Source organism: Mesorhizobium sp. P160927, from assembly GCF_057766385.1.
Map to the genome: position 1 here is coordinate 2,540,811 of NZ_JBYMDW010000001.1, position 25,924 is coordinate 2,566,734.

At 62.9% G+C, this 25,924-nt stretch carries 25 protein-coding genes; 18 read left to right on the forward strand and 7 right to left on the reverse strand.

Annotated elements, in window-relative coordinates; all coding sequences use genetic code 11:
- Positions 1-21 precede the first annotated feature (21 nt).
- On the reverse strand, positions 22-546 hold the full coding sequence (locus tag AC3CB8_RS12185; RefSeq protein WP_352562841.1) for a GFA family protein: 525 nt from the start codon (positions 544-546) through the stop codon (positions 22-24).
- A 306-nt stretch (positions 547-852) separates the two neighbouring features.
- On the opposite strand from AC3CB8_RS12185, the gene AC3CB8_RS12190 reads away from it, so the two are divergent.
- The 3 genes from AC3CB8_RS12190 (at position 853) to AC3CB8_RS12200 (ending at position 3,615) form a co-directional block, all read left to right on the forward strand.
- Complete coding sequence (locus tag AC3CB8_RS12190) at positions 853-1,836, forward strand: ABC transporter substrate-binding protein (RefSeq protein ID WP_352562842.1); 984 nt, start codon at positions 853-855, stop codon at positions 1,834-1,836.
- Between the two features lie 94 nt (positions 1,837-1,930).
- The gene (locus AC3CB8_RS12195) at positions 1,931-2,734 is read left to right on the forward strand and encodes an ABC transporter permease (protein ID WP_023771395.1); all 804 of its coding nucleotides are present in this window, start codon (positions 1,931-1,933) and stop codon (positions 2,732-2,734) included.
- A gap of 122 nt (positions 2,735-2,856) precedes the next feature.
- A complete protein-coding gene (locus AC3CB8_RS12200) occupies positions 2,857-3,615 on the forward strand; it encodes an ABC transporter ATP-binding protein (protein ID WP_023771394.1) in 759 nt (252 codons plus the stop codon).
- Between the two features lie 89 nt (positions 3,616-3,704).
- Here AC3CB8_RS12200 and AC3CB8_RS12205 read toward each other — a convergent pair whose 3' ends face one another.
- A complete protein-coding gene (locus AC3CB8_RS12205; RefSeq protein ID WP_352726338.1) occupies positions 3,705-5,324 on the reverse strand; it encodes a GMC family oxidoreductase in 1,620 nt (539 codons plus the stop codon).
- Between the two features lie 382 nt (positions 5,325-5,706).
- Here AC3CB8_RS12205 and AC3CB8_RS12210 point away from each other — a divergent pair, with 382 nt between their 5' ends.
- From AC3CB8_RS12210 to AC3CB8_RS12230, 5 genes are read left to right on the forward strand one after another with little or no spacing between them, the layout of a single operon-like run.
- Entirely contained in the window at positions 5,707-6,981 is a 1,275-nt protein-coding gene (locus AC3CB8_RS12210; protein ID WP_352563023.1) for a flavin-containing monooxygenase, read from the forward strand.
- Between the two features lie 44 nt (positions 6,982-7,025).
- Positions 7,026-7,442 carry a RidA family protein gene (locus tag AC3CB8_RS12215; RefSeq protein ID WP_023782460.1) on the forward strand — a complete coding sequence of 139 codons (417 nt, stop codon included), beginning with the start codon at positions 7,026-7,028 and terminating at the stop codon, positions 7,440-7,442.
- A gap of 5 nt (positions 7,443-7,447) precedes the next feature.
- On the forward strand, positions 7,448-8,122 hold the full coding sequence (locus AC3CB8_RS12220) for a DUF1028 domain-containing protein (RefSeq protein WP_023771390.1): 675 nt from the start codon (positions 7,448-7,450) through the stop codon (positions 8,120-8,122).
- Positions 8,123-8,142: 20 nt separating this feature from the next.
- On the forward strand, positions 8,143-9,633 hold the full coding sequence (locus tag AC3CB8_RS12225; RefSeq protein ID WP_352562845.1) for an aldehyde dehydrogenase: 1,491 nt from the start codon (positions 8,143-8,145) through the stop codon (positions 9,631-9,633).
- 49 nt (positions 9,634-9,682) lie between these two features.
- Positions 9,683-10,618: a LysR family transcriptional regulator gene (locus AC3CB8_RS12230; protein ID WP_015316459.1), complete on the forward strand. Its 936-nt coding sequence runs from the start codon at positions 9,683-9,685 to the stop codon at positions 10,616-10,618.
- 15 nt (positions 10,619-10,633) lie between these two features.
- Here the strand turns inward: AC3CB8_RS12230 and argE are convergent, their stop codons facing one another.
- Positions 10,634-11,791, reverse strand: coding sequence for an acetylornithine deacetylase (gene argE / locus AC3CB8_RS12235; RefSeq protein WP_352563024.1), 1,158 nt, complete (start codon positions 11,789-11,791; stop codon positions 10,634-10,636).
- Positions 11,792-12,015: 224 nt separating this feature from the next.
- Between argE and AC3CB8_RS12240 the strand changes: the two genes are divergently transcribed.
- The 3 genes from AC3CB8_RS12240 (at position 12,016) to AC3CB8_RS12250 (ending at position 16,271) form a co-directional block, all read left to right on the forward strand.
- Positions 12,016-14,085: an oxidoreductase gene (locus AC3CB8_RS12240; protein ID WP_352562846.1), complete on the forward strand. Its 2,070-nt coding sequence runs from the start codon at positions 12,016-12,018 to the stop codon at positions 14,083-14,085.
- A gap of 234 nt (positions 14,086-14,319) precedes the next feature.
- Positions 14,320-14,928: a cysteine hydrolase family protein gene (locus AC3CB8_RS12245; RefSeq protein ID WP_352547412.1), complete on the forward strand. Its 609-nt coding sequence runs from the start codon at positions 14,320-14,322 to the stop codon at positions 14,926-14,928.
- 80 nt (positions 14,929-15,008) lie between these two features.
- Positions 15,009-16,271: a DUF763 domain-containing protein gene (locus tag AC3CB8_RS12250; protein WP_352562847.1), complete on the forward strand. Its 1,263-nt coding sequence runs from the start codon at positions 15,009-15,011 to the stop codon at positions 16,269-16,271.
- Positions 16,272-16,282: 11 nt separating this feature from the next.
- On the opposite strand, the gene AC3CB8_RS12255 is transcribed toward AC3CB8_RS12250, so the two are convergent.
- Positions 16,283-16,483, reverse strand: a complete 201-nt coding sequence (locus AC3CB8_RS12255) for a KTSC domain-containing protein (RefSeq protein ID WP_023771384.1) — start codon at positions 16,481-16,483, stop codon at positions 16,283-16,285.
- Positions 16,484-16,554: 71 nt separating this feature from the next.
- Positions 16,555-16,992, reverse strand: coding sequence for a GFA family protein (locus tag AC3CB8_RS12260; RefSeq protein ID WP_352562848.1), 438 nt, complete (start codon positions 16,990-16,992; stop codon positions 16,555-16,557).
- A 162-nt stretch (positions 16,993-17,154) separates the two neighbouring features.
- Between AC3CB8_RS12260 and AC3CB8_RS12265 the strand changes: the two genes are divergently transcribed.
- Positions 17,155-17,766: an alpha-ketoglutarate-dependent dioxygenase AlkB gene (locus AC3CB8_RS12265; RefSeq protein ID WP_352562849.1), complete on the forward strand. Its 612-nt coding sequence runs from the start codon at positions 17,155-17,157 to the stop codon at positions 17,764-17,766.
- A 161-nt stretch (positions 17,767-17,927) separates the two neighbouring features.
- Here the strand turns inward: AC3CB8_RS12265 and AC3CB8_RS12270 are convergent, their stop codons facing one another.
- Both AC3CB8_RS12270 and AC3CB8_RS12275 read right to left on the reverse strand, forming a co-directional pair.
- A complete protein-coding gene (locus tag AC3CB8_RS12270; protein WP_435302934.1) occupies positions 17,928-18,902 on the reverse strand; it encodes a DUF1236 domain-containing protein in 975 nt (324 codons plus the stop codon).
- 4 nt (positions 18,903-18,906) lie between these two features.
- A complete protein-coding gene (locus AC3CB8_RS12275) occupies positions 18,907-19,692 on the reverse strand; it encodes an SDR family NAD(P)-dependent oxidoreductase (protein ID WP_352562850.1) in 786 nt (261 codons plus the stop codon).
- 103 nt (positions 19,693-19,795) lie between these two features.
- On the opposite strand from AC3CB8_RS12275, the gene uxuA reads away from it, so the two are divergent.
- The 6 genes from uxuA to AC3CB8_RS12305 all read left to right on the forward strand — a co-directional run bounded on the left by uxuA (position 19,796) and on the right by AC3CB8_RS12305 (position 25,909).
- Positions 19,796-20,980 (forward strand): mannonate dehydratase, encoded by a 1,185-nt coding sequence (gene uxuA, locus AC3CB8_RS12280; RefSeq protein WP_352562851.1) that lies wholly within the window; start codon positions 19,796-19,798, stop codon positions 20,978-20,980.
- Between the two features lie 317 nt (positions 20,981-21,297).
- A complete protein-coding gene (locus AC3CB8_RS12285) occupies positions 21,298-22,644 on the forward strand; it encodes an NAD(P)/FAD-dependent oxidoreductase (protein ID WP_352562852.1) in 1,347 nt (448 codons plus the stop codon).
- 80 nt (positions 22,645-22,724) lie between these two features.
- A complete protein-coding gene (locus AC3CB8_RS12290; protein ID WP_352562853.1) occupies positions 22,725-22,964 on the forward strand; it encodes a hypothetical protein in 240 nt (79 codons plus the stop codon).
- A gap of 298 nt (positions 22,965-23,262) precedes the next feature.
- On the forward strand, positions 23,263-24,282 hold the full coding sequence (locus AC3CB8_RS12295) for an isopenicillin N synthase family dioxygenase (protein WP_023771376.1): 1,020 nt from the start codon (positions 23,263-23,265) through the stop codon (positions 24,280-24,282).
- A gap of 285 nt (positions 24,283-24,567) precedes the next feature.
- Positions 24,568-25,257 carry an SDR family NAD(P)-dependent oxidoreductase gene (locus AC3CB8_RS12300; RefSeq protein WP_023771375.1) on the forward strand — a complete coding sequence of 230 codons (690 nt, stop codon included), beginning with the start codon at positions 24,568-24,570 and terminating at the stop codon, positions 25,255-25,257.
- Between the two features lie 400 nt (positions 25,258-25,657).
- On the forward strand, positions 25,658-25,909 hold the full coding sequence (locus AC3CB8_RS12305; RefSeq protein ID WP_015316487.1) for a DUF768 domain-containing protein: 252 nt from the start codon (positions 25,658-25,660) through the stop codon (positions 25,907-25,909).
- Positions 25,910-25,924 lie beyond the last annotated feature (15 nt).

The following is a 25,924-nucleotide window of genomic DNA, read 5'->3' on the forward strand; positions in this document are numbered from 1 at the left end:
CGATCCGCGTTGCCTTCAGAGCTACCAGCGTTCCTCGGTTTCGCGGCGCGGCAAGTCCACGCCGCAGCAGACCCAGCCAAGCCGCTGCCCTGATCCGTAATTGTAGCGAGGCTCCAACCGCGCTGGGTCGTCGAATGTGCCGACATGCAGCGCGATTTCCCCGGGCGAGACGTCATAGGCAAGGGTGAGCGGCGATCCGCAGGCAGGACAGAACCCCCTTTGGGCGATCGGTGAAGATCGGCGATAGGCGGGAGTGGCGTCGATCCAGGTCAGGTCTGGCGAAGGCACCCACGCCAGGACCGCGAATGCACTTCCGGTCGCGCGCCGGCACATATCGCAATGGCAATAGTGCACTCTCGGTTCGCTTGTGACGTTGAAGCGAATCCGGCCGCAAAGACATCCGCCGTTCAGTTCCACCTTGGCTCCAGTCCGATGGGCCTGCGTTTCGGCAGGCTCTCCAATCCCGTGCGGGCAGCTTCGTTCATCTGGCGAAAACGTCGGCCGCCCTCGTCGGTTCCTGTGCCCCGCAGGAGCGAGTTCGCGCACGAGGCGCTTGTCTTTTCCACCGCCGTGCCATCGAGGCTGCTTCTGTCGGCGACCCTGCGGAAAATGGGCCAGCCAGGGTCCAGAGCCAGTCCGCCGATCGGCTATCAAGCCGCTTCGGTTTCGACGAAGCAATGGGCAGAAAAAGACTTCTTTTTGCGATCCGGCCCGGATGCTCTGTTGCGAACCTTAGAACACGCAAGGCTCGCTGGGAGGCGACGCCCAAACAAGAGCGGCTGCCGAAACGCAACCGGCATAGGCCGCGAGAATGAGGCCGATGCCGGCAACAGCCATAGGGGAACCACGACAATGAAGACATTTCGAAACTGCCTGATGGGCGCGGTCGGCGCAGGCCTGCTGGGCCTGGGACTTGCAGCTCCCGCCAATGCGGGCGCCATCCGTCTCGGCATGACGACCTGGGTAGGTTACGGGCCGCTGTTTCTTGCCCGCGACCTCGGTTACTTCAAGGAGGCCGGCGTCGACGTCGACCTGAAGGTCATAGAAGAATCAGCGCTTTACATGGCTGCGGTCGCCGGCGGCGATCTCGATGGCGCCGCCGCCACCGTCGACGAGCTGATGAAGTACCGCTCGGACGATCTCTGCTTCAAATACGTTCTTGCGCTCGACGACAGCCACGGCGGTGATGGCGTCGTCACGCAGCCCGAGATCAAGTCGCTCAAGGATTTGAAGGGCCAGCAGGTGGCCTTGAACGAGGGCTCCGTTTCCGAATTCTGGTTCAACGTGCTCCTGAAAAAGGAAGGCATGACCGAGGACGACGTTACCATTACCAACATGACCGCCGACGACGCGGCGACCGCCTTCATCGCCGGCCAGGTTCCCGCCGCCGTGACGTGGGAGCCGCACCTTACCGAAGTCCGTAAGGGCGGCAAGGGAAAGGTGTTGATCGATTCCACGACCACCCCTGGCTTAATCGTGGATGTGATCGCCCTCAAATGCGATCTGATCGAAAAGCATCCCGAGGACGTAAAGGCCCTCGTCAAGGGCTATTACAAAGCGATTGAATACATCAAGACCAATCCGGAAAAGGCCTATGAGATCATGGCCAAGGGCATTGGCGGCTATCTCGAAAAGCCCGAGGATTTCGCCGCCGGCGCCAAGGGCGTGCGCTATTACGATCGTGATCGCAACCTGGAATTCTTCGGCACGCCGGAAAAGAGCGAGGCGTCCGAGCTGGTGAATTTCGCGCAGGACATCTGGGGCAAGGCCGGCAAGCTCAAGATGACGATCGACGCGAAAACCATCCTCGACACCGATTTCATCAGGGAACAGTGAGCCTCCGGGATAGCCGGGGTCGGTCCGCATGGCCGAACCCGGTTTCCCAAAAGGCCAGAGCTTCGCGCTTCAGAAAATCAACGGAGGCCATGCCATGGCACAGAGGCGGACGGCGTGGACACGCCTGACGACCCCATTCGCCAACATTCCCGCCAGCACGGCAACGACACTCGCGCTGGCGATGTGGGTGGTCGTGATCGGCGGCTGGGCGCTGCTGTCCTATGGCCGCGTGGTGCCGAACATGTTCCTGCCGACGCCGGGAACCGTGCTGCAGACGACCTATCGCATGTCCCTGGACGGCAGCCTTTTCTACCACACTTTGACCAGCGCCAAGGTCGTGATCCTGGGCTTCATCGTCTCCTCGCTGATCTCGGTGCCGCTGGGGCTGTGGATGGGGACCTACCGGGTGGTGCAGGCGCCGCTGGAGCCCTTGGTCAACTTCATCCGCTACCTGCCTGTGACCTCCTTCGTGCCCCTGTTCATCCTTTGGATCGGCATCGGTATCGAACAGCGCATAGCGGTCATCTTCTTCGGCACCTTCTTCCAGCAGCTCGTGATGATTTCCGACTGTGCGCGCAGCGTCTCCAGGGACCTAGTCAACGCCTCCTACACTCTGGGCACCAAGCGCAGCGAAGCGGTTTGGCACGTCATTTTCCCGGCCGCGCTTCCAGCCATCCTCGACACGCTTCGCGTCACCATGGGCTGGGCCTGGACCTATCTGGTCGTGGCCGAACTCGTCGCCGCGTCGAGCGGCCTCGGCTATATCAGCCTGAAGGCGATGCGAGGCTTCCAGGTCGATGTGATCTTCATGGCAATCGCCGCGATCGGGCTTCTGGGCCTTATCACCGATACGGCGTTCCGTGTTATCAGGGCCAGGGTCGCGCCATGGGCATCCTGATTTTGAACGCAAGCTCGCAAACCGCAGTCGGATCAAGGGTAGCAATGAGCGAGACCATCAAGGCGAACGATCTGGCCGGCACGGCCGCGACGACCGGCGATCCGCGCTCGACCGGCACGACGATGGCCGTTGAGGACGTGACATTGCGTTACGGCGACGCCAACGGCGTGCTGGCGTTGGACGATGTGTCGCTGAAGGTGGCCAAGAACGAATTCTGCGTCATCGTCGGCCCTTCGGGATGCGGCAAATCGAGCCTGCTCTACCTTGCGGCCGGCCTCAATGACGCGACTTCGGGCAGCATCAAGGTCGATGGCAGGGAAGTGATCGAACCGGGCCCCGACAGAGGCATGGTGTTCCAGAGCTACACTTTGTTCCCCTGGCTCACCGTGCGCGCCAACATCGAGTATGGACCCAAGCGCAAGGGCCTGCCGGCGGGGCGGCGCAAGCAGATCGTCGACCAGTATCTCGACGAAGTCGGCCTCGCGCCCTTTGCCGACCACTACCCCGCCCAGCTTTCCGGCGGCATGAAGCAGCGTGTGGCGATCGCGCGCGCCCTTGCCAACGATCCGGCCGTTCTGTTGATGGACGAACCCTTCGGCGCCCTCGACAGTCAGACGCGCGGCACCATGCAAAAACTGCTGTTGCGCGTCTGGGAGCGGCAGCAAAAGACGGTGCTGTTCGTTACTCACGATATAGACGAGGCACTGGTCCTGGGCGATCGCGTCCTGGTGATGACGGCCCGGCCCGGCAAGATCAAGGCCGAGATCAAGGTCGACATCCCAAGGCCGCGTTCGATGGATGTGATCCTCGAACCCGAGTTCATCGCTCTCAAGCGCCGCATCCTCGGCCTCTTGCATGACGAGATCGATGAGGATCTTTGAGAGCAATCTCGAGGAAACACAAACGGTCGTAGGCAGCTCGGCGTTGCCAATGCTGAACTCCCTACGATGTTGAAAGGCTGGGCGGATCGTTATCTTTCGCCGCGACGCGCCGAGCCCAGGATCATCTCCGAGCACTTCTGTCCGATCATCATGCTTGGCGCGTTCGTGTTGCCGCCGATCAGCTTCGGCATGACTGACGCATCGGCGACCCGGAGCCCGTCCATGCCTCGCACTTTCAGCGTCGCCGGATCAACGACCGCCATCGCGTCCGTCCCCATCTTGCAGGTTCCGACAGGGTGGTAGACGGTCAGCGCTTCGGCGCGCAGATAGGCTAGGATCTCGTCGTCGCTACCGACATCCTTGCCCGGAAGCATTTCCTTGCCACGCACCGCATCGAACTCGGATGCGGCGAGGATATTGCGCGCGATCTTGATGCCTTCGACAAGCACCATGGCGTCGTCCTCGTTCGCGAAGAAGCGGTGATCGATGAGAACGTCGCGGCGAGAACTGTCCTGTGACAATCTGATCTCGCCCACGCTTTTCGGCCTGAGAACGCAGGTGTGAATGGCGTAGCCGTGGCCATATTCGATGAGCCTGCCGCGATGGCTGCGATAGCCCGGCACGAACTGGAACTGAATGTCGGGCAGGCCGTTCGCATGCCGAGTCTTCGCAAAGCCGCCGGCCTCGACATAGTTGGTCGTGAGGATTCCCTTTCGGCGCGCGAAATACTGGAAAGGCGCTGCCGCGATGCGGGGCAGGTTGGCAAACGATAGGCCGAGCGTCCTGGTGCTCCTGGAGCGCACGGTGATCATGCCGTCGACATGGTCCTGCAGGTTCTTCCCGACACCGGGCAGATCGAGAATCGGCGTGATGCCGATCTGCCGCAGCTCGTCGGCGGGGCCGATGCCGGATGCCATCAGGATCTTGGGCGAGTTGATGGCCCCGGCACAGAGCACGATCTCGCGGCTGGCCGCGAGTATTTTTTGCTCGCCGTCGTGACGCACCCGCAGGCCGGTGGCGCGCCCTTCGGCAATGACAAGGTCGACCACCTCGCATGCACTGAGCAGCGTCAGGTTCCCGCGATGGAGCACCGGACGCATGAAGGCGGTGAAGCTGCTGAAGCGCTGGCCCCGGTTCTGGGTGACGTTGTAGATCCCGACGCCGAACTGGCTCTCTGCATTGAAGTCTTCGTTGGCGGGCAGGCCGGCACGTTCGCCGGCCAGGACGAACATGGCGGAAAGCACGTTCGGATCGCGCGGATTGTCGACCATGAGCTCGCCGTCCGCGCCGTGATAGCGCGGGTCCTGGGCGATCAGGTTGCGCTCCAGCTTCCTGAACACTGGTAGCACGTCGTTGTAAGCCCAGCCGGCGCAGCCGAGCCCGGCCCACTCGTCATAGTCCTGCGCCGCGCCGCGAATATAGACCATCGAGTTGATCGAACTCGATCCGCCCAGCGCCTTGCCCCGGTTGACCGGAATGCTGCGGTTGTTGAGATGGGGTTGCGGCACGCCGACGAAACAATAGTCGTAGTTCGGGTTGCCATAGAGCGACAGAATGCCCGCCGGAATCCTTACCCGCGGGCTGTTGTCGCTGCCGCCTGCCTCTACCAGGCACACCCTGACCGCCGGATCGGCGCTCAGCCGATTGGCCACCACGCACCCGGCCGAACCCGCGCCGACGACAATATAGTCATAGCTCTCAGTCTTCATGCCAGCCCCTCGAGAATGCCGGCTCGTGGCATTGCCGAACGGGCCGCTGCGAGGCTGCTCCTGTTCCGCAACGATTCCGTGCCGACACGTGCCCGGCTTCGCCGCCAGCTCATTCGGCGCTGCGGATCCGGCCGCTGAAACTGTAGATGCGACCACCGGCATGAGAAATTCGGAAATGGTTACGCGTGACTTCGGAGATTCGTTATGGGCGCCCACCGGCACGTGCTGCTACTTGTGAGCGCCAATAGGGAGGCGACCGGATGGCGCACGGCTTGTCCGGAACACGGAGAAATGGATCTCCCGGGGCTGCGTTTGCCGGCCGCCGGAAATCGGTTTCATCACGTGCGGCGGGAGCTGTCGGATGGTCAGAAAAGGACTGGGCATGTCGGTTGAGACGATAGACACGCTTGTCGTTGGTGGCGGCCAGGCTGGGGTGGCCATGAGCGAGCACCTGAGCAAATGCGGGGTGCCGCATCTCGTTCTCGAACGCGGTCGCATCGCCGAGCGCTGGCGCTCGCAGCGGTGGGACTCCCTGGTTGCCAATGGCCCGGCCTGGCACGACCGCTTTCCGGGCATGGAATTTCCTGTGACAGGCCCCGATGGCTTCCCCTCCAAGGAAGAGGTCGCCGACTATTTTGTCGCTTACGCAAAGCAGATCAATGCGCCGGTCCGCTGCGGCGTCGAGGTCAGGTCCGTGCAAAGAAATGTCGGCCGGCCCGGATTCCGAGTCGAGACGTCCGATGGCATGATCGAGGCCAACAGCGTTGTCGCGGCGACTGGCCCTTTCCAGGTCCCGGTCATCCCGCCCGTCGTTCCTGCCGATGCCGGCATCCTGCAAATCCACTCCAGCGCCTACCGCAATCCCGCGCAGTTGCCGAAAGGCGCGGTGCTGGTGGTCGGCGCGGGCTCCTCGGGCGTCCAGATTGCGGACGAACTCCAGCGTGCTGGCAAACGCGTCCATCTCTCGGTCGGCGCGCACGACCGCCCGCCGCGCGCCTATCGCGGCCGCGACTTCTGTTGGTGGCTGGGCGTTCTCGGCAAATGGGACCTCGAAACTCCCGGACCCGGCACGGAGCATGTCACGATCGCGGTGAGCGGCGCGCGGGGCGGAGAAACGATCGATTTTCGCCGTCTGGCGGGGCAGGGGCTTACGCTCGTCGGCATGACGAGGGCGTACCAGGACGGTGCCATGACCTTCGCGCCCGATCTTGCCAAAAACATCGCCCGCGGTGATGCCAATCTGATGGCATTGCTGGACGAGGCCGACGCCTATGTCGCGCGCAACGGTCTCGACCTTCCCGAAGAACCCGCTGCCCGCCGGATCGGCCCTGACCCGGACTGCGTGACCAATCCGATCCTCGAGCTCGATCTGGCCGAAGCCGGGATAAGTTCGATCATCTGGGCGACAGGCTTTACCGCCGATTACAGCTGGCTCAAGGTCGATGCCTTTGACGAGCAGGGCCGGCCAAGGCACCAGCGCGGCGTCTCGACCGAGCCGGGGATCTATTTCCTGGGACTGCCCTGGCAGTCACGCAGGGGATCGAGCTTCATCTGGGGCGTGTGGCACGATGCCAAGCACGTGGCCGACCGTATTTCGACGCAGCGCAAATATCTCGCTTATCACGCCGCCGCTAAGCGCGAAACCGTGGACGCCTGACCGCCGCCGACGGCTGCCGCGAGCCCGACCTGATGGAGATCAAGATGAAGCATACCCGAATTCGTACCTTCAATACGAAGGACACCTATCCCGAGCAGAAGCTCGACAACGATCTGTGTCAGGCGGTCGTCACACGGGGTGGCCGGACGATCTATCTGCGCGGGCAGTGCCCGCAGGATCTCGATACCGCCACGAATATCGCCAGCCACGATCCGGTCGAGCAGACGCACAAGGTGATGCAGAACATCAAGCAGCTCATTGAGGAATGCGGCGGCACCATGGAGCATCTGGTGAAGGTGGTGATTTACCTGACTGATGTGCGCCATCGCGAAGCCGTCTACCGGACGATGGGCGAATACATCAAGGGCGTCTATCCGGTTTCGACCGGCCTTGTCGTGTCGGCCCTGGCGCGGCCGGAATGGCTGGTCGAAATCGACGGCACGGCCGTAATTCCGGACTGAGCGCCATGACCTTCTCCATCGTCGCACGGTGCCGGCGCACCGGTATGTTCGGGGTGGCGATATCCTCATCATCTCCCGCGGTCGCGGCCCGCTGCGCCTATGCACAGGCAGGCGTCGGCGCCGTTGCCAGCCAGAATGTCACGGACCCGACGCTCGGGCCACGGGCGCTGGAACTGATGGCGCGAGGCGCCTCCGCCGCCGAAGCCGTCGCGATCCTGAAGCGTACGGCCGCTTTCAGCGAATACCGGCAGGTCCTGGCGGTCGACAAGGCGGGCGGCAGCGCGATCCATTCGGGACCGAAAGCGCTTGGCATCTGGAGCGAGGCACGCGGCGAGGACGTCGCCTGCGGCGGCAACCTGCTTGCCAGCGATAGGGTTCCGCAAGCCATGGTGGACGCCTTTCTCGCCTCCGAAGGCGATCTCGGCGACCGGCTGATCGTCACCATGCGAGCCGCACTCGAGGCCGGCGGCGAGGCGGGGCCTGTCCGCTCCGCCGGCATGAAACTGGTACGCGATGTGTCATGGCCCGTCGCCGACCTGCGTTGCGACTGGACCGAAGGGTGTCCGATCGAGCATCTGGCAATGCTGTGGGACATCTACAAGCCCCAGCTCGATGCTTATGTCACGCGCGCCCTCAACCCGTCGGGTGCGCCAAGCTACGGCGTTCCCGGTGATGAGTAGTTCGACAATCTGGAGCCGGCATGCACGAACTCAGTCATAAGGATTGGATCGGCAAAGCCTCGGCTATCCGTTTTCGCGACAGGGCGTTCATCGACGGCAAGGCATTGCCCGCGTGTTCCGGCACGACATTCACCAGCATCAATCCTGCCACGGGAGCAACGCTCGCCGAGGTGGCTTCCTGCGGCGAAGAGGACATCGACCTTGCCGTCGCCGCGGCACGTCGCAGTTTTGAGGCCGGCGTCTGGTCGAGAGCGAGCCCTCGGCATCGCAAGCAGGTGCTGCTGCGGCTGGCGGAATTGCTGCGTGAGAACCTGCAGGAGCTCGCGCTGCTGGAATCTCTTGATATGGGCAAACTGGTCAAGGACGCAGCGACCGTCGACGTGCCGGGGTCGGCGGCGATCTTCCAGTGGTACGGCGAAGCGATAGACAAGGTCTATGACGAGGTGGCGCCGACGGCCCGAGGTGACCTTGCTTTGGTACGGCGGGAGCCGCTTGGGGTCGTGGGCGCCGTCGTGTCGTGGAACTTTCCGCTCGACATGGCGACCTGGAAATGCGCGCCCGCGCTGGCTGCCGGCAATTCGGTGGTGCTCAAACCCGCCGAGCAGTCGCCTTTCTCGGCGCTCAGGCTGGCCGAGCTTGGCATGGAAGCAGGCCTGCCCGCCGGCGTGCTCAATGTGGTGCCCGGCCTCGGCGAGACGGCCGGACAGGCGCTTGGCCGCCATATGGACGTGGATTGCCTTGCCTTCACCGGATCGACCGCTGTCGGCAAGATGTTTCTGCAATATTCCGGCCAGTCGAACATGAAGCAGGTCTGGCTGGAGACCGGTGGCAAGAGCCCCAATCTGGTGTTCGCCGATTGCGGTGATCTGGACGCGGCAGCTGACATGGCCGCCTTCAGCATCTTCTTCAACCAGGGACAGGTATGCTCGGCCAACTCCCGGCTTCTGGTGGAGCGCGGCATCAAGGATGCGCTGCTCGAGAAACTGGCGCAGCGCGCGACGGCGACCCAGCCCGGCGATCCGCTCGACCCTGCATCCAGGATGGGTGCGATGGTGGACGCGCGCCACGCCGCGACCGTCATGCGTTTCGTCGATGGCGGCAAGAAGTCGGCACGGCTGGTGACTGGCGGCGACCGGGTTACCGTCGGCGGGCGCGGCAGTTTTGTGCAGCCCACGATCTTCGACGACGTCTCGCCCGACGACCCGCTTGCGCGCGACGAGATATTCGGTCCGGTCCTGTCCGTGATCGCCTTCGACACCGAAGACGAGGCACTTCGCATCGCCAACGACAGCGTCTACGGCCTGGCCGCATCGCTGTGGACCGACAGCCTGTCGCGGGCGCATCGTCTGGCGGAAAGGCTGCGCGCGGGCACGGTTTCCGTGAACACCGTCGATGCGCTGAGCCCGATGACTCCCTTCGGCGGTTTCAAGCAGTCCGGCTTCGGGCGCGACCTGTCGCTGCACGCACTCGACAAGTACACCGCGCTGAAGACTACCTGGATCAAATATTGAGAAGCGGCCGCGACTTGATCGCCGGCTGCAAACCGGCAACATAGCCACCATGCCGCTTCGCTTCACGCTGAGACAACTCGAATATTTCGTCGCCGTTGGCGAAGCGGGTTCGATCGCCAAGGCGGCCGAGCAGGTGAATGTCTCGCCGCCGTCGATCTCGGCGTCGATCGCTCAGCTCGAAGCCGAGTTCGGCGTGCAGCTTTTCGTGCGCAAGCATTCGCATGCGCTGGCGCTGACGGCGGGCGGGCGCCTCTTCCTCAAGGAAGCCGCGCGTCTGCTCAACGACGCGGACGCGCTGCACGACATTGCCGGGGATATCGCCGAAAAGGTACGCGGACCACTGGCGATCGGCTGCCTACTCACTTTCGCTCAGATCGTGTTGCCGGCGCTGCGCAAGAAATTCGAGGACGCCTATCCCGATGTGCGGGTCAGGCAATTCGAGCGCAACCAGGGGCAACTGTTCGAGATGCTCCAACGTGGCGAGATAGACGCCGCGCTGACCTACGATCTGGAGCTGTCGCAAGACATGACTTTCGAGCCGCTGATGCAGTTGCCGGCCTATGTCATGCTGCCGGCCGCGCATCGGCTGGCGGCGAAGGCAGGTATCACGCCCGAGGAGCTGGTCGATGAGCCGATGGTGCTGCTTGACCTGCCCTACAGCAGGGAATATTTCCTGTCGGCTTTCCAGCCTAGGGGCCTGCGGCCCAAGATCGTCGAGCGCACCGGCGACATCGCCGTGATGCGCTCGATGGTCGCCAACGGCTTCGGCTACGGCATCGCCAATATGCGGCCGCTCAACACCATGTCGCCGGACGGCAAATTACTGGTCTTTGTGCCATTGTTGGGCGACCTCAGGCCGCTGACCATAGGAATTGCGCTGCCGAACGCCGAGCATCGCACGCTGACGGTGCAGGCCTTCATCGACCACTGTCGCCGCTTCGTCGTCGAGCAGGGCGTCTTCGGTACCGAGCGCATCGTGAAGTGAGGCCTGCCATGCGGCTCACGGCCAGCCGTCCGTGAGCCGTTCCAGCAATCTGTCCAGCATCGCGTCGCAACGCCGCAGCTGTTCGACGCTGACAAATTCGTCGGGCTTGTGTCCCTGCGCCATGGAGCCCGGCCCGCAAACGACTGCGGGCGTGCCGAGATCGCGGCTGAACAATCCGCCCTCCGTGCCGAACGCGACTTTCATCGTGTCGTTGGCACCGGTCAGCGACTTGACGAAAGCCACCGCCTCCGATGCGGCCGGCGTGTCGAGGCCCGGATAGGTGTTGGTGATTTCGATGTCGATTGCTGCCTCTGCCGCGATCGAAGCGGCGTCCTCGGCAATGCGCACCGCCGCGGCGCGCAGCCTGTCGAGAATGCTGGCGGCGTCGTCGGCGGCAATGTTGCGGATCTCGAAATCGACGTGGCAGAGGTTGGGCACTATGTTGAGCGCGACGCCGGCATTGATCTTGCCGACATGAACCGTCGTGTAGGGAATGTCGTAGTCGCCGTCGCGGGCGCCGTCGCGGGCCAGCCGTTCCTGTTCGTCACGCAAGGCGCGCACGAAATCGCACCCGAGGTGGATTGCATTGAGCGCCAGCGGGGCGAGCGCCGAATGGCCTTCGCGTCCCCTGCAGACGGCGCGAGCGGCAAGCTTGCCCTTGTGCCCGGTCGCCACCTGCATGTTGGTCGGCTCCCCGACGATGCACAGCAGCGGGCGCTGCGGCGCCGCACTCAGCATTTCGATCAGGTCGCGCACGCCCAGGCAGCCGACTTCCTCGTCACATGAGAGCGCCAGATGCAACGGCGTGCGAAGCGCCATCCTGGAGGCCTTGATGCAGGTCGCGAGCGCAGAGGCCACAAAACCCTTCATATCCGCCACGCCGCGCCCATAAAGCTTGCCGTCGCGCTCGGTCATTTCGAATGGAGGCAGCGTCCAGTCTTGGCCGTCCACGGGAACCACGTCGGTGTGGCCGGACAGCATGACACCGGGTCTGCCTGCCGGGCCAATGGTGGCAAAGAGATTGGCCTTGTGCCTGTCGGCGCTGTGGACGATCTGGCAGGCAACGCCGCTTGCTTCGAGCAAGTCGGCCGTATAACCGATCAGGTCGAGGTTCGAGTCGCGGCTCACCGTGGGGAATGCGATCAGCCGTTCGAGAATTCTGATGCTGTCCATTTTCTGTCTCTCGGTCGGGTTCTGGCTGTCTAGCATCATGCCGCCGATGCTCTGAAGTCGCATTTCGCTCAGCCCCGGTTCAACGCAGACTAATTCGCGCCGGCGCGCGCGATTAGGCGCGTCCTAATCGGCACAGAAGAAATCCGTAGTTTTCCCGCGCCGGCTCCAACTTATGAGTAGTCTCGGCAGCACCGGCGGTGCCGAGCCGGCAGGGAGGAAGCTACATGCGCGACCCACGCTACGACATCCTGTTCGAGCCGATGAAGATAGGTCCGGTGACGGCCAAGAACCGCTTCTATCAGGTTCCGCACTGCAATGGCGGTGGCTATCGCGATCCATCGGCGGCGGCAGAGATGCGCCGCATCAAGTCGGAAGGCGGCTGGGGCGTCATCTTCACCGAGCAGACGGAGATGCACCATACCTCCGAGATCACGCCTTTCATCGAACTGCGGCTATGGGACGACGCCGACATTCCGGCCTTGGCCAAGATGGCCGAGGCCATGCACGAGCACGGGGCGCTGGCCGGCATCCAGCTCGCCTATTCCGGCATCAACGGCCCCAACCTCTACACCAAGGAGGTGCCGCGCGGGCCATCGGCCCTGCCGATCCGCACCTTCACCAACGATCCGGTGCAGGCGCGCGCCATGGACAGAGAGGACATACGCGACCTGCGCCGCTGGCACCGCAATGCCTTCAAACGCGCCAAGCAGGCGGGTTTCGACCTTGTCTGCCTCTATGGCGCGCACGGCTTCGGCATCATCCAGCATTTCCTGTCGACGGCCACCAACCAGCGCGGCGACGAATATGGCGGCTCGCTGGAAAACCGTTCGCGGTTGATGCGCGAGCTGATCGAGGAAGGGCGCGACGCGATCGGCGACACGTGCGGCCTGACGCTCAGGCTGTCGCTGGACGAGATGATCGGTGAACTCGGCTTCGCCAATTCGGAAGTCCGCGACATGATCGAGATGCATGCCGAACTGCCCGATCTTTGGGATCTCGCGCACGGCGTCTGGGAGGATTGCTCGGGTCCGTCACGCTTCAAGGACGAGGCGGCTCAGGAAAGCCTGGTATCGGGCATCAAGAAGCTGACCTCGAAGCCGGTCGTCGGCGTCGGCCGCTTCACCTCGCCCGACGTGATGGTCAGGATGATCAGGTCGGGCACGCTCGACTTCATCGGCTGCGCGCGCCCGTCGATCGCCGATCCCTTCCTGCCGAGAAAGGTCGAGGAGGGGCGTATCGAGGACATCCGCGAATGCATTGGCTGCAACATCTGCATCACCGGCGACATGACCATGTCGATCTCGCGCTGCACGCAGAACCCGACCTTCATGGAGGAATGGCGCAAAGGCTGGCATCCTGAGCGCATGCAGGCGAAAGGCGACAGCGACAGCGTGCTGATCGTCGGCGCCGGGCCTGCCGGACTGGAGGCCGCGCGTGCGCTAGGCATGCGCGGCTATAAAGTTGCCATCGCGGAAGCGGGCACCGAGCTTGGCGGGCGCGTGGCGCGCGAAAGCAAACTTCCAGGCCTGTCGGCCTGGGGCAGGGTGCGCGACTATCGGCAGTATCAGCTCAGCCAGATGCCCGATGTCGACATCTATTTCGAAAGCCGGCTGTCGGCCGGTGACATCCTCTCGTTCGGCTTCCAGAACGTCGCCATTGCCACCGGATCGACCTGGCGCCGCGACGGCGTCGCGCGTGCCCATGTCGTGCCGATGCCGATCGACGCCGCGATGCCGGTCTACTCACCCGACGATCTGATGGCCGGCAAGGTTCCGGCTGGCAAGGTCGTGCTGTTCGACGACGACCACTATTACATGGGCGGCGTTCTCGCCGAGCTGATGGCGCGTCAGGGAACGAAGGTGACCCTGGTGACGCCGTCGGCCTATGTCTCGGACTGGACACGCAACACGCTGGAGCAAGGAGCCATTCACCGCCGCCTGGTGGAACTCGGCGTCGATATCGTGCTCAACAGGACCGTCACGAGTGTCGCTTCAGGTGGCGTCGTGACGGCCTGCGTCTACACGGGCGCGAAACAGGATCTGGCGGCCGATGCCGCCGTCCTGGTCACGTCACGCAATCAGGACGACGCCGTTTGGCGCGAGCTCAATGCACGGGAAAACGAGTGGGCCGACAGCGGCATCCGTTCGATCAAGGTCATCGGCGACGCCGAAGCACCGGGGCCGATCGCCTGGGCAACCTATGCTGGCCACCGCTTCGCCCGAGAGCTGGACGAACCTGACATCGGCGACGCATTGCCGTTTCGGCGGGAAGTCGCCGCACTGGCGGCGGAATAGAACGCCGGAAAGCTGCAGATCAGATCGCCCGCCCTTCCTGGTCGAGAAATGCAGATGCCGGGTTCGGCCCGCAGGCCGACCTTGGCGCTCGTCCCGGGCGCGGTCCTTGATTGTGGATGACGAGGCGGTCTGGCCTTCGTCCAGCTCGACAGGAACGAGTTCTCGCATGCGGCGTTGCGTATCCGGATGGCAGTGCCGGAAGTCATGAGAACACCGCCGGTCGGAGATGCGTTGATGTCGATGCCAGGCTTGGCTTATGGCCCATTGGGCGACCGGTGCATGCATGTCTGCGTGGATATGCAGAAGCTGTTTGCCGAACCGTCGCCGTGGGCGACGCCCTGGATAACCCGTGTCATGCCTCAAATTGAGAGGCTGGTCGAAAGGCGTGCGGAACAGACGGTCTTCACGCGCTTCCTGCCTGCGCAAAGGCCGGGACAAGGCGCTGGTACATGGAAGCGCTATTATGAACGCTGGGCCTCGATGGCGATCGACAATATCGGACCGGAGATGATCGAATTGTTGCCGGCGTTGGCAGCTTACTGTCCGCCGGCGGCAGTCATCGACAAGCACATCTATTCCCCCTGGTTCGAAGGGCGCCTCAGGGCCTTTCTGATGGAACGCGAGATCGACACGCTGGTCGTCACGGGAGGCGAAACCGACGTATGCGTCCTGGCCACCGTTCTCGGGGCTATCGATTTCGGCTATCGCGTGGTGCTCGTCACCGACGCATTGTGCAGTTCTTCCGACGCAACGCATGACGCGCTGCTTACCGTCTATCACCAGCGCTTCGCGCAGCAGGTCGAGACAGTCGAGATGGAAACGGTTCTCTCGAACTGGACTTGACGCCACTGTAGCATCGGCCTTCCCTGCGGGGTCTGTAGTGCTTATCTGTCCCCATCGCGGACACTGGAGCAGGCAAAGACGTGGCGCAACGATCGGGCAGTGCGGATCTCCCTCTTCACGGTGGACGCGTGCCGAAATGGCTGGGCGACCGCATGACGCGTCTCGGTGCCGTCATGTGCGAGGCGATCATCCATCACTATGGCCGCAACGAATTGCTGCGGCGTCTGGCGCATCCGTTCTGGTTCCAGTCCTTCGGCGCGGTCATGGGCATGGATTGGCATTCGTCCGGCATCACCACCAGCGTCGTCGGCGCCTTGAAGCGCGGCCTCACGCCGTTGTCCGGCGAACTCGGCATCCACGTCTGCGGCGGCCGTGGCGCGCATTCGCGCAAAACCCCCCACGAGCTTGCCGCCATCGGTGAGCGTATCGGCTTCGACGGAGCCCGCCTTGCGACCGCCAGCCGGCTTGTCGCCAAGGTGGACAGCGCCGCCGTTCAGGACGGCTTCGACCTCTATCTGCATGGCTTCATCGTTACCGACGACGGCAACTGGGTGGTGGTGCAGCAAGGCATGAACGGCGACAGCAAGGTGGCGCGCCGCTATCATTGGCTGTCCGAAGGTTTGACGAGTTTCGTCGACCAGCCGCATGCCGCCATAGAAGGCGCCAACCAGGGCGAGATCGTCAACCTGACCGACCGCCGCGCCGAAGCCTCGCGCCAGGGACAGCTTGACCTGCTCCAGGATCTTGGGCCGGACCGCATCCTTCGGGAGTTCGCCGCGCTGGAGCCCGGTACTGCACCGGCTCCGGTGCAGCCCCTGCTGCCGCATCTGGTCATGCCGGCTCATCATGACGTTCGCGAAAGCGACGTCGTGATGCATCGCCTTCACGGCAACATGGCCGCTGCCGCCGAGCGAGGTCCAGCTGATTTTGCCGAGCTTCTCCTGGTTCCGGGCGTAGGCGCCCGCACCGTGCGGGCACTCGCCCTCGTTGCCGAAGTGGTGCATGGCGCGCCGTGCCGGTTTTCGGATCCGGGTCGTTTTTCGCTGGCGCATGGTGGCAAGGACAGGCATCCGTTCCCTGTACCGCTCAAGGTTTATGACGAGACGATCGGCGTCCTGAAGTCAGCCGTGCAAAAGGCCAGGCTCGGTCGCGAAGAGGAAATCGGCGCCTTGAGGCGGCTCGACGACCAGTCGCGGCAGGTCGAGCGATACGTCACGGGTCCCAGCCTCAAGGAAATTGTCGCCGGCGAATTCGACCAGTCGCATCTGCTTGGCGGCCGCAGTGTCTTTGGTTGGGAACCGGCGCCGGATGAGGTGAGAGCCGACGAGAACAGGAAGGCGTGACGGGCCGGGTATCACGCCACGCGACGATATCTGTGGTGGTCCTTGATGAATTTATTGAAGAAGCGGCCTTTCGAAGGAGCGCGCATGAACGCGCCATAGGTAGCCGGGGCGACGTCCTCATAGTCATAGCGGTTGCCATGCGGCACGAACCAGACAGAGAGGATCTTGGTCGCGGGATCGTATTGCGTGTTTCGAATGACGGTTGACGGCATGCTGTCACCTGACGGCTCAGCCAAATAAACCTGCCAGGCGTGGTGCGGTTCCGTGCCGCTACCCGACCTCGCTACCGGTCGCGTGGGTTGCCGAACTTCGCGTCGCGTTTCCTTGAATAGCGCTCGATGCGCGGCAGCTTGTCGGCAAAGTCGAGCCAAGGCAGCCTGAGGTCCCAATAGGCATGAGCCTGTGGCCGCAGCCCTTCGGGTTTGTCGAAGAACCCGATCGTCAGATAAAGCTCGTCCGGCAGCCCTTCGTCGCTATAGCCTATCGAACTCCCGCAGTCGGGACAGAAAGTGCGGATAACACCCGGCGTCTTGGAAAAGGCCTTTGGCGCCCCCCTCGAAAGGTTGAACTGGCTCGGCCGATACCCGACCCAGACGGTGAGTGGACTGCCGATGGCCCGTCGGCAATCGTCATCGTGATCGTAGCATATCCAGAAAGGCTCACCGTCCATGGTGGCGGCAATCGCCCCGCAAAAGCAGGCCCCGGTTTCAACGCGCGGCATCCGGCACTCCACGGCTGGAACATATCCGGCGCCTCCGACGGGACCGGCATTCCTAAACTTTCACGCTGCCCCCGCGGTTCCGTTGCTCCGTTTGACGTGTCCAGGGCAGGCGAGCGCGGTTCCCATATTGCCTTGTTGTCCGGCCTTCACCATCTAGGCAAAATGTCGCCGCTCAAATCGAAAACAGCCGGCCGTGTGGCCCAGCATGATCTCTTCGGTGCCGCTCAGGATGGTCTGCCGGAGGGTTTCGCCTACCGGACCGGACTGATCACGCCACAAGACGAAGTCGAACTCGTCCGTCATCTAGAGGCACTGCCCTTCAAGGCCTTCGACTTCCATGGTCATCTGGCGAACCGGCGTGTCGTCGGTTTTGGCCTTCGCTACGATTATGACCGGCGCGAGGTGGTCGAGGCACCGCCGATACCTGATTTTCTATTGCCCTTGCGCGAAAAGGTCGCGGCTTTTGCGCGCCGGCCGGCCGAAACCTTCGCGCAGGTCTTGATCAACGAGTACCGGCCCGGCGCCGGCATCGGTTGGCACCGCGACAAGCCGCACTTCGAGGACGTCGCGGGCGTTTCGCTGCTGGCGCCCTGCGATTTTCGCCTTCGGCGCAAGAATGGGTCTAAATGGGAGCGTCGAACCATCACCGTCGAGCCGAGATCGGCCTATCTCATGACAGGGCCGTCGCGAACGCAATGGGAGCACAGCATCCCGCCGCTTGCCGAGCACCGCTACTCGATCACCTTGCGGACATTGCGGCCTCGCAATCCCTGAGCATGCGCTGAGGTTTGCACCGAAAGCTTTCCGTATTCATCTCGCCATTAGTGCTCAACCCGACCCGCGTGCAGCGGGGCGGGTTGAACGATCTTGTGCTCTAACTCTCTGTTTTTACGCAATTCCGAACGGAAACCGCTACGCACTTTTCCTTGGAATTGCTAGGTCAATACCAGCACGATCTTGTATGTATCCGGATCGACGATGACGATCCGGCCGTCGGCGAGAACGAAATACTCGTACGCCTCGTAGGCTGGGACGAGCTTCACGATGCGAGCCGGCAAGCGATGCAGCCTGACCTTGTGCCGCGGAACTTCGATGCCGACGGAGACGTCGAAATCGACGTTGGCGATCGGCTCGACCTTGGTTTCCCTGATCACATGAGTGATCTGGGTCTTCTGTTCAACCGTCACATTGTTGATGGAAGCGGTCGAGGTCTTGTCCTCCGTGGAGGCCTTGCCCTGGGCCTGTTGATCGGTCTGGACCTTTGTCTTGTCCTGAGCTTGCTGATCCGTGGTGGTGCCAGCCTTGCCCTGTGCCTGCTGGTCAGTCTGGACCTTTGTCTTGCCCTGAGCCTGCTGATCCGTCGTGGTGCCGGCCTTGCCCTGTGCCTGCTGGTCGGTCTGGACCTTTGTCTTGTCCTGGGCCTGCTGGTCAGTCTTGGTGCCGGCCTTGCCCTGTGCCTGCTGGTCGGTCTGGACCTTGGTTTTGTCCTGGGCTTGCTGGTCAGTCTTGGTGCCGGCCTTGCCCTGGGCCTGTTCGTCCGTCTTGGCCTTGGTCTTGCCCTGTGCCTGCTCCTCTGTCTTGACCTTGGTCTTGTCCTGAGCCTGCTGATCAGTCTGGGACTTGGTGCCCTGCGCCTGCTCCTTCATCTTGGAGCCCTTCTGGCAGTTGGTCGTGCCGGAAGCGCAATTTGTGTCAGCTCCTGATTGGCTGTCGGCCGGCTGCTGCGTCTGAGCCATCGCCGTCCCGCAGCCGAGCCCGATCGCAAGCATGCTGGTAATGAGAACATGTTTCATAGGAAATCTCCTTCGGAGAGTTCGTCCCTTCAAGGAGTAAAACTTCGACCAAAAAAGATTGTTCCGAACTGGCTGCGTTAATGCACCGCTCCCGATGGTTCCGAGATCGATCTTCACGGTCTTACTTCACGCCGATGCCGGCGGTGAGGCCGCCATCTATCTTGTAGTCGGCGCCTGTGCAGAAGCCGGCCTTCGACGAGCACAGGAAAGCGATGAGTTCCGCCACTTCCTCCGGCTCGCCGATGCGGCCGAGCGGATGGGCCGCACCGAAGCGCCTGTAGGCCTCTTCCACGTCGGCATCGCTGCCGCCGTCGCCACGCGCGGCCTTTTCGAGGATCGGTGTGCGGATCGAGCCCGGGCTAACCGAATTGACCCTTATGCCGGATGCGGCATAGTCGAGTGCCAGCGAACGTGTCAGCGTATGGATGGCGCCCTTGGTCGTGGCATAGGCGGCAACGTTCTGCTGGCAGGCGAAGCCCTGCACCGAAGCGACGTTGACGATGGCGCCGCCGCCACGCTTGATCATTTCCGGGATGCCGAAATGGGCGGTCAGATAGATCGAGCCGACATTGACCGTCATAGCCCGGTTCCAGGTCTCCCAGTCGGTTGTCGTCGCCGTTCCGTAGGGATGCACCGCCGCCGAATTGACGATGATGTCTATGCCGCCGAATTTCGCCATGCCGGCCGCGACCGCGTCGCGAACCTGCTCTGAAACGGAGACGTCAACCGTTTGCACCAGCGCATCGGCTCCGGATCTGGCGAGGCTTTCCTGCAGGGCGGCATTGGCCGCGCTGTCGATCCCGCAGGCGACGATCGCGGCGCCCCCAGCCGCCAGGCGTTTGGCGGTTGCCAGACCGATGCCGGTCGTTCCTGTCACAAATGCCACCTTGCCGTCAAAATCAGTCATCGCGGAAGCTCCTTCATTCGCTATCGAAACCGGCCGCTCTTAGTTTGACACCCGTCGTGCTCAAACAATAGGTTGCCGGTCTCTCGCGGAAAAGGAAGTGGCAATGGAACAATGCTGGCGCTGGTACGGTCCCGATGATCCTGTGACGCTTGAACACGTCAAACAGGCCGGCGCCACCGGCGTGGTTTCAGCGCTTCACCAGATCTATGACGGCAGGGCCTGGCCTGAAGCCGATGTGCTCGAACGCAAGCGCGTCATCGAGGCGGCTGGGCTGACCTGGTCGGTTGTCGAGAGCATTCCGGTTCACAATTCCTTCAAGATCGGCGCGCCGGAGCGCGAGCGCTATGCCGGCTATTATCGCGACAGCATCCGCGCGCTCGCGAAGGCCGGCATCCAGACGATCTGCTACAATTTCATGCCTGTGGTCGACTGGACTCGCACCGACCTGGCCTACCGGCTGCCGACGACCGGTTATGCCTTGCGCTTCGATGCCATCGATTTCGCTGCCTATGATCTGTTTGTCCTGCAGCGCAAGAACGGCGCGGCAAGCTATACGCCGTCACGTATCGCCAAGGCCGAGAAGCGCCTTGAGGCGCTGACACCGGAGCAGATCGACCAGATCGAGCGCAATCTGATCGCCGGCCTGCCGGCGACGGAGCGTAGCTATAACAGGGACAGTTTCCGCGAGGCGCTGGCGGAATACGACGCGATTGGGCCTAAGGAACTGCGCGACAACCTTGCCTGGTTCCTGCGCGAGATCATCCCGGCGGCCGAAGAGGCGGGTGTGCGCATGTGCATCCACCCCGATGATCCGCCGTTCTCGCTTTATGGCCTGCCGCGCGTCGTTTCGACGGCCGAGGATGCGCGTTTCATCCTCAAGACGGTCGACAGCCCGGCAAATGGTTTGACGTTCTGCACCGGCTCCTACGGTACGCGCGCCGACAACGACATTGTCGCCATGGTCAAGGAATTCGCCGACCGCATCCATTTCGTCCACCTGCGCAACATCACCATCGAGGAGGACGGTTCGTTCTACGAGGCCGAGCATCTCGAGGGCGGCACTGACATGGCGCATGTCATCCTCGCTTTGATGCAGGAAGAGAAGCGCCGTCGCGGAGAAGGCCGAGCCGACTGGCAAATTCCGATGCGGCCCGATCATGGCCATCTGCTTGCCGACGACATCGGCAAGAAGAAGATCAACCCCGGCTATTCGCTCATCGGCCGGCTGAAAGGCCTCGCTGAGCTGCGCGGCATCATGCGTGCGGTAGAGCGGTTCGGGCTGGCCTGAACTCATCGGACGGCAAGCTAACGTTCGCGATCCTCCGCCGGAATGTCGCGACAGGTATGAGCGAGCGCTTCGCTTCGTCCGGCATTCGCATGCCCTAACCACCCGATTGTCGACGAAGCCGAGGGCTGCCCTGCGACGAGAAGCGGCTTCGACGGGTGGTCAACAATTTTATCGAGCTGGCACGCAAATTTTCGAGGTCGGTCGTGTAGTGCTCGTCGGCGTACTTCCTGCTTGGCCAGTGTCCGAAAGCGGGCGACTTTCGCGCCACTGGGACCAGCCATCGGCGTGGGGCACGCTTATGAAAAAAGGACAGTCCTTTGACGATCTTCCCTTTTACCGAAGCCAGTCCGATCCAGTTCCAGGCGCCGCTGCCGAAGACGTCGGATGTGGTCATTGTCGGCGGTGGCATCATCGGCGTGACCGCAGCCCTGTTCTTGGCCCGTCACAACATACCGGTGACCTTGCTGGAGAAGGGACGCATCGCCGCGGAGCAGTCCTCGCGCAATTGGGGCTGGATTCGCCAGCAGGGCCGCGACGCGGACGAATTGCCCATCGTCATCGAAGCGCTGCGTCTCTGGCGCCAACTGGCGGAGGAGTGCGGCGAGGATATAGGCTTGACGCAGACGGGCGTGACCTATCTTGCGCGGACCGACAAGGAGATGGCCGGTTTCGCCAAGTTCCTGAAGATCGCCGAGGCCCATGGCGTCGACACGCGCCTCCTCGACCAGGGCGAGACCGCCAAGCTGATCCCGGCCATGTCACGCCCCTTCAGGGGCGCCATGACCACGCCGTCGGACATGCGTGCCGAGCCCTGGGTCGCCGTGCCGGCGCTTGCCCGCCTGGCCGCTCGCCAGGGTGTCACAATCATCGAGAACTGTGCGGCACGGATGCTCGACATCTCCGCAGGGCGGATCAGCGGTGTCTGGACCGAACGAGGCCGCATCGCCACCTCGAACGTGCTTGTCGCCAGCGGCGCCTGGACGTCGCTGTTCCTGCGCGCGCATGGCATCTCGATCCCGCAGCTCAGTGTCCGCACGACCGTCGCGGCGACCGCGCCTATGCCCGAAATCCATGCCGGCGCTGCCGCGGACGAACGCATCGCCTTCCGGCGTAGGAAGGACGGCGGATACACGCTCGCCGCGGGAGGCAGCCACCTGCTCTATGTCGGGCCGGATGCATTGCGTCACGCACCGAAATACCTGCCCGCCCTGAAGGCAAATCCTTTCGGCACGCGCTATCTGCCGGCGGCGCCGCGTGCATATCCGGATAGCTGGTTCACCCCGCGCAAATGGGATGCCGACAAGGAAAGCCCGTTCGAAAGGATGCGTGTTCTCAATCCTGCCCCGGAGCCCAGGGCCCTTCGCGCCATCGATCATGGGTTCAAGGCGCTTTTTCCGCAATTCGAGGCGGTGCCGCTCAGGGCAAGCTGGGCCGGCATGATCGATGCGATGCCGGATGTAGTGCCGGTGGTCGATCGCGCCGCAACGGTCGATGGTCTCGTCATCGCGACCGGGATGAGCGGCCATGGCTTCGGCATAGGGCCCGGCATGGGCCGCGTCCTGTCCGACTTGATCCAGGGCAACGAGGCTGGACACAACCTACACAGGTTCCGTCAATCCCGGTTCAGCGACGGCAGCCCTATCCGGATGGGACCATCGCTTTAGGCGAGATTGCCCTGACGCCGGTTGCGGCAGGTCAGGTCGGGCGACCTGATGCAGGTGCCTGGCTTGTCGGGATTCACGCCATGACCGGACTGAGCGATGCCGGCGAGTTCGAAGGCGGCATCGGTACGACCTACAATCTGCTTAGCAGGCTCTATGTGGCGGTCGACCAGGCCATTCGTGCCGGCGACGTGGCGCGGGCAAAGGCGCTGCGGATGGTGTCGCAGGGCTTCATCGAGGCAGTGCTGGAAGCCGGCGTGCTGCCGGGCATGAAGGCGGACGACCGGCCTCTACCAGGAGCTCGACATGCTCGCCGACCCTGACGAGCCACGCGACCTGTTCGGCATGCTGCTCAGGGCAGCCCAATAGCGTGGAGGTCGCGCGCCTGCTGGCGGTCCGATCTGCGCGAGTGATCGCGGTCATTGTCAGCTTGCCGGCGCGCGCGCAAAAATTGTTCATCGCGGCGGCCTCGAAGGGCCGATCGTTTCTTTCTTGGCAATCTGGCGTCGATGACACTTGCAGGCATTGCTGGCGGTTGTGACCGCCGAAAAGTGCACGCCTGTCCAACAGTCCTGGTTTGCGGACGATAACATCCGCACAAAGCCGGGAAAGGAGCCTCATATGCCCCGAATAGTACCCGTGCTCGACTTGAGCCGCTTTGAACAAGGCGCGTCGGAACGCCGGACATTTCTGGCGGATCTGCGTTCCGCTTCGCGCGACATCGGCTTTTTCTACCTGGCCGGACATGGCATCTCGTGGGCGGAAATCAGTGAGGTGCTCACCGCGACGCGCCGCTTCTTTGCCTTGGCCGAGGCCGACAAGCTCGCGATCGAAATGGTCAAATCCTCGCAGTTTCGCGGCTATACCCGCGCCGGCGGCGAGCTGACCAAGGGCAAGGCCGATTGGCGCGAGCAGCTCGACATCGGCGTCGAGCGTCAGCCCATAGCGCAAGGGCCAGGAATTCCCGCATGGACGCGGCTGCAGGGCCCGAACCAGTGGCCCGCTGCGTTGCCGGAACTCAAACCCGCCCTGCTGGCATGGCAGGCCAAGGCAACAGCAGTGGCCATCAGGCTGTTGAAAGCCTTCGCGCTGTCGCTCGATCAAGCCGAGGACGCCTTCGACCCGATCTACCGCGAGCAGCCAAACCACCGCATGAAAATCGTGCGCTATCCCGGCCGAGAGGCGACCGGCGATGACCAGGGTGTCGGCGCGCACAAGGATGGCGGTTTCCTGACGTTGTTGCTTCAGGATGACAATAAGGGGCTTCAGGTCGACTATGACGGAAGCTGGGTGGATGTGGACCCCATTCCCGGTACGCTCGTCGTCAACATCGGCGAATTGCTCGAACTGGCCTCAAACGGCTATTTGCGTGCGACCGTGCATCGTGTCTTGACGCCGGCGGCAGGCATTGAACGCATTTCGGTGCCGTTCTTCTTCAGCGCCAGGCTCGATGCAACGATACCGCTGCTTAGCCTTTCCGAGGACCTGGCGGCTCGGGCGCGCGGGCCGGCCAGCGATCCGGACAATCCGCTGTTTCGCGATGTCGGAACCAATGTGCTGAAAAGCCGGCTGCGCTCGCATCCCGATGTCGCTCGGCGACATTATGCGGATCTGCTTGAGCCGGAAAGCCCGGCCGTCTGAGTCTTGGATAAGAAAGAACGGGTTTTTTCCATCCCGACCGATTCTTGGAAAATCATTCGTCGTATCCGGCGAAGAATCGGCTCAAAAAGTAAAGATCCGTTCGGTGTTTTCCTCCCATTTCATTGAGCGGTGTTCCCCTCTGAAGGTTACGACCTTCTTTTTTGGCCGGGCCGTTTCGCGCCCGGCCATTTTTCTTTCCGCACTGCGTGTTGCCGGTGCGGCGCTGATCCGGCAGAGTTCAACATGCGTCGGCGGTTGAAATCAGTGGAAGAAGGAGAGGGTCTCATGACATCCAACGTTACCGTCATAGCAGGGGCGGGCTCCGGATTGAGCGCCTCGCTCGCGCGTCTTCTCGCCAGGGAAGGGTTCCATGTCGTCCTGGCCGCCCGAAACATCGAGAAGCTCGATGCGTTGCAAGCGCAAACCGGCGCGCAAGCCGTGGCGACGGATGTCTCGGATCCAGCATCGGTCGAGCATCTGTTCGATATCGCGGACAAGGCTGGCCCGCTTTCCCTCGTGATTTTCAACGCCGGCGGCCGCGCTCGCGGTCCAATAGCCGAACTCGATCCCGAGGCTGTCCGACAGGCTTTGCTGGTCGGGGCCTATGGCGGGTTCCTGGTAGCTCAGCAGGCGGCCCGCCGGCTGATCGCTCAAGGGGCGGGCTCGATCCTCTTCACCGGAGCGACAGCAAGTGTGAAGGGGTTCGCCGGCTCCGCGGGCTTTGCGATGCCGAAATTTGGATTGCGCGGGCTGGCGCAATCCATGGCCCGTGAACTGGCGCCCAAGAACATCCACGTCGCGCATTTCATCATCGACGGCGCCATTGCTTCGGCCGCTTCCGGACAGGAGCCCGGGCCGCAGGATCGCCGGCTGTCTCCGGATGCGATCGCAGAGGCCTATCTCGCCATCCATCGCCAGCACCGCAGCGCCTGGACGTGGGAAATGGAGCTCAGGCCGTGGGTCGAAAATTTCTGACTGGATCAGCGATCCATGCGACTTTTGCATGGCTCGTCTGCACGAGCTTGAGGAGAGTCGACATCGGACGAGGATGTCACTATATAGCGGCGGCTTCGCGGGCTCACGCCTTCAAGCGCAACGTCATAAGGCGGCTGTAGCGACAGCCATTGAGATTAAGAAACGGACTGGAAGCCGTAAAAGGTAGAAGCAATTGCTCGGAGCGGGAAGATCCCGCCAACGGTACAGTCCTTCAGAATCAGAAAATGTTCTTCACCCCTCGATTTCCTTCGGCTCTGTGGACCCTGGACGGCTTCGGCTTGCCGGCTGGCCGCGACTCGGCTCGAATGGGAGCATGCATCCTTCACGGGATGCCGACGCTTATGATTACCAACCGGCTTTGCCGCCAGGGAACAGCAGTATGAGTGAACACGCGATCGAGTTCTTGCGGGGATGGATCGGCGAAAAGGTCCATTGCCAGTCCCACGCCAGGATCGAGAAGCAGGCCGAGACGTTGGCCCGCGAATGCGCCGCCAAGGCTGCCGAGGTCGGCATACCGCTGGAGGACATCCAGGAGGAAGTCGGCGACATCCAGGAATTGATTGCTTCGCGGCTCGAGGAAGCGGCCGAGGCCGACGAAAACCAGCAGGCTTCCAGCAAAGCCGCGGAATAACTACGGGGTCAAACC

What these genes read in the sequence shown, in the direction of transcription:
- uxuA (WP_352562851.1), top strand. Translation starts at nt 19,796, where the DNA reads ATGGAACAATGCTGGCGCTGGTACGGTCCCGATGATCCTGTGACGCTT.
- AC3CB8_RS12295 (WP_023771376.1), top strand. Translation starts at nt 23,263, where the DNA reads ATGCCCCGAATAGTACCCGTGCTCGACTTGAGCCGCTTTGAACAAGGC.
- AC3CB8_RS12240 (WP_352562846.1), top strand. Translation starts at nt 12,016, where the DNA reads ATGCGCGACCCACGCTACGACATCCTGTTCGAGCCGATGAAGATAGGT.
- AC3CB8_RS12275 (WP_352562850.1), bottom strand. Translation starts at nt 19,692, where the DNA reads ATGACTGATTTTGACGGCAAGGTGGCATTTGTGACAGGAACGACCGGC.
- AC3CB8_RS12200 (WP_023771394.1), top strand. Translation starts at nt 2,857, where the DNA reads ATGGCCGTTGAGGACGTGACATTGCGTTACGGCGACGCCAACGGCGTG.
- AC3CB8_RS12300 (WP_023771375.1), top strand. Translation starts at nt 24,568, where the DNA reads ATGACATCCAACGTTACCGTCATAGCAGGGGCGGGCTCCGGATTGAGC.
- AC3CB8_RS12210 (WP_352563023.1), top strand. Translation starts at nt 5,707, where the DNA reads ATGTCGGTTGAGACGATAGACACGCTTGTCGTTGGTGGCGGCCAGGCT.
- AC3CB8_RS12260 (WP_352562848.1), bottom strand. Translation starts at nt 16,992, where the DNA reads ATGCCGCGCGTTGAAACCGGGGCCTGCTTTTGCGGGGCGATTGCCGCC.
- AC3CB8_RS12205 (WP_352726338.1), bottom strand. Translation starts at nt 5,324, where the DNA reads ATGAAGACTGAGAGCTATGACTATATTGTCGTCGGCGCGGGTTCGGCC.
- AC3CB8_RS12195 (WP_023771395.1), top strand. Translation starts at nt 1,931, where the DNA reads ATGGCACAGAGGCGGACGGCGTGGACACGCCTGACGACCCCATTCGCC.
- AC3CB8_RS12305 (WP_015316487.1), top strand. Translation starts at nt 25,658, where the DNA reads ATGAGTGAACACGCGATCGAGTTCTTGCGGGGATGGATCGGCGAAAAG.
- AC3CB8_RS12230 (WP_015316459.1), top strand. Translation starts at nt 9,683, where the DNA reads ATGCCGCTTCGCTTCACGCTGAGACAACTCGAATATTTCGTCGCCGTT.
- AC3CB8_RS12245 (WP_352547412.1), top strand. Translation starts at nt 14,320, where the DNA reads ATGTCGATGCCAGGCTTGGCTTATGGCCCATTGGGCGACCGGTGCATG.
- AC3CB8_RS12220 (WP_023771390.1), top strand. Translation starts at nt 7,448, where the DNA reads ATGACCTTCTCCATCGTCGCACGGTGCCGGCGCACCGGTATGTTCGGG.
- AC3CB8_RS12215 (WP_023782460.1), top strand. Translation starts at nt 7,026, where the DNA reads ATGAAGCATACCCGAATTCGTACCTTCAATACGAAGGACACCTATCCC.
- AC3CB8_RS12225 (WP_352562845.1), top strand. Translation starts at nt 8,143, where the DNA reads ATGCACGAACTCAGTCATAAGGATTGGATCGGCAAAGCCTCGGCTATC.
- AC3CB8_RS12290 (WP_352562853.1), top strand. Translation starts at nt 22,725, where the DNA reads ATGACCGGACTGAGCGATGCCGGCGAGTTCGAAGGCGGCATCGGTACG.
- argE (WP_352563024.1), bottom strand. Translation starts at nt 11,791, where the DNA reads ATGGACAGCATCAGAATTCTCGAACGGCTGATCGCATTCCCCACGGTG.
- AC3CB8_RS12255 (WP_023771384.1), bottom strand. Translation starts at nt 16,483, where the DNA reads ATGCCGTCAACCGTCATTCGAAACACGCAATACGATCCCGCGACCAAG.
- AC3CB8_RS12190 (WP_352562842.1), top strand. Translation starts at nt 853, where the DNA reads ATGAAGACATTTCGAAACTGCCTGATGGGCGCGGTCGGCGCAGGCCTG.
- AC3CB8_RS12265 (WP_352562849.1), top strand. Translation starts at nt 17,155, where the DNA reads ATGTCGCCGCTCAAATCGAAAACAGCCGGCCGTGTGGCCCAGCATGAT.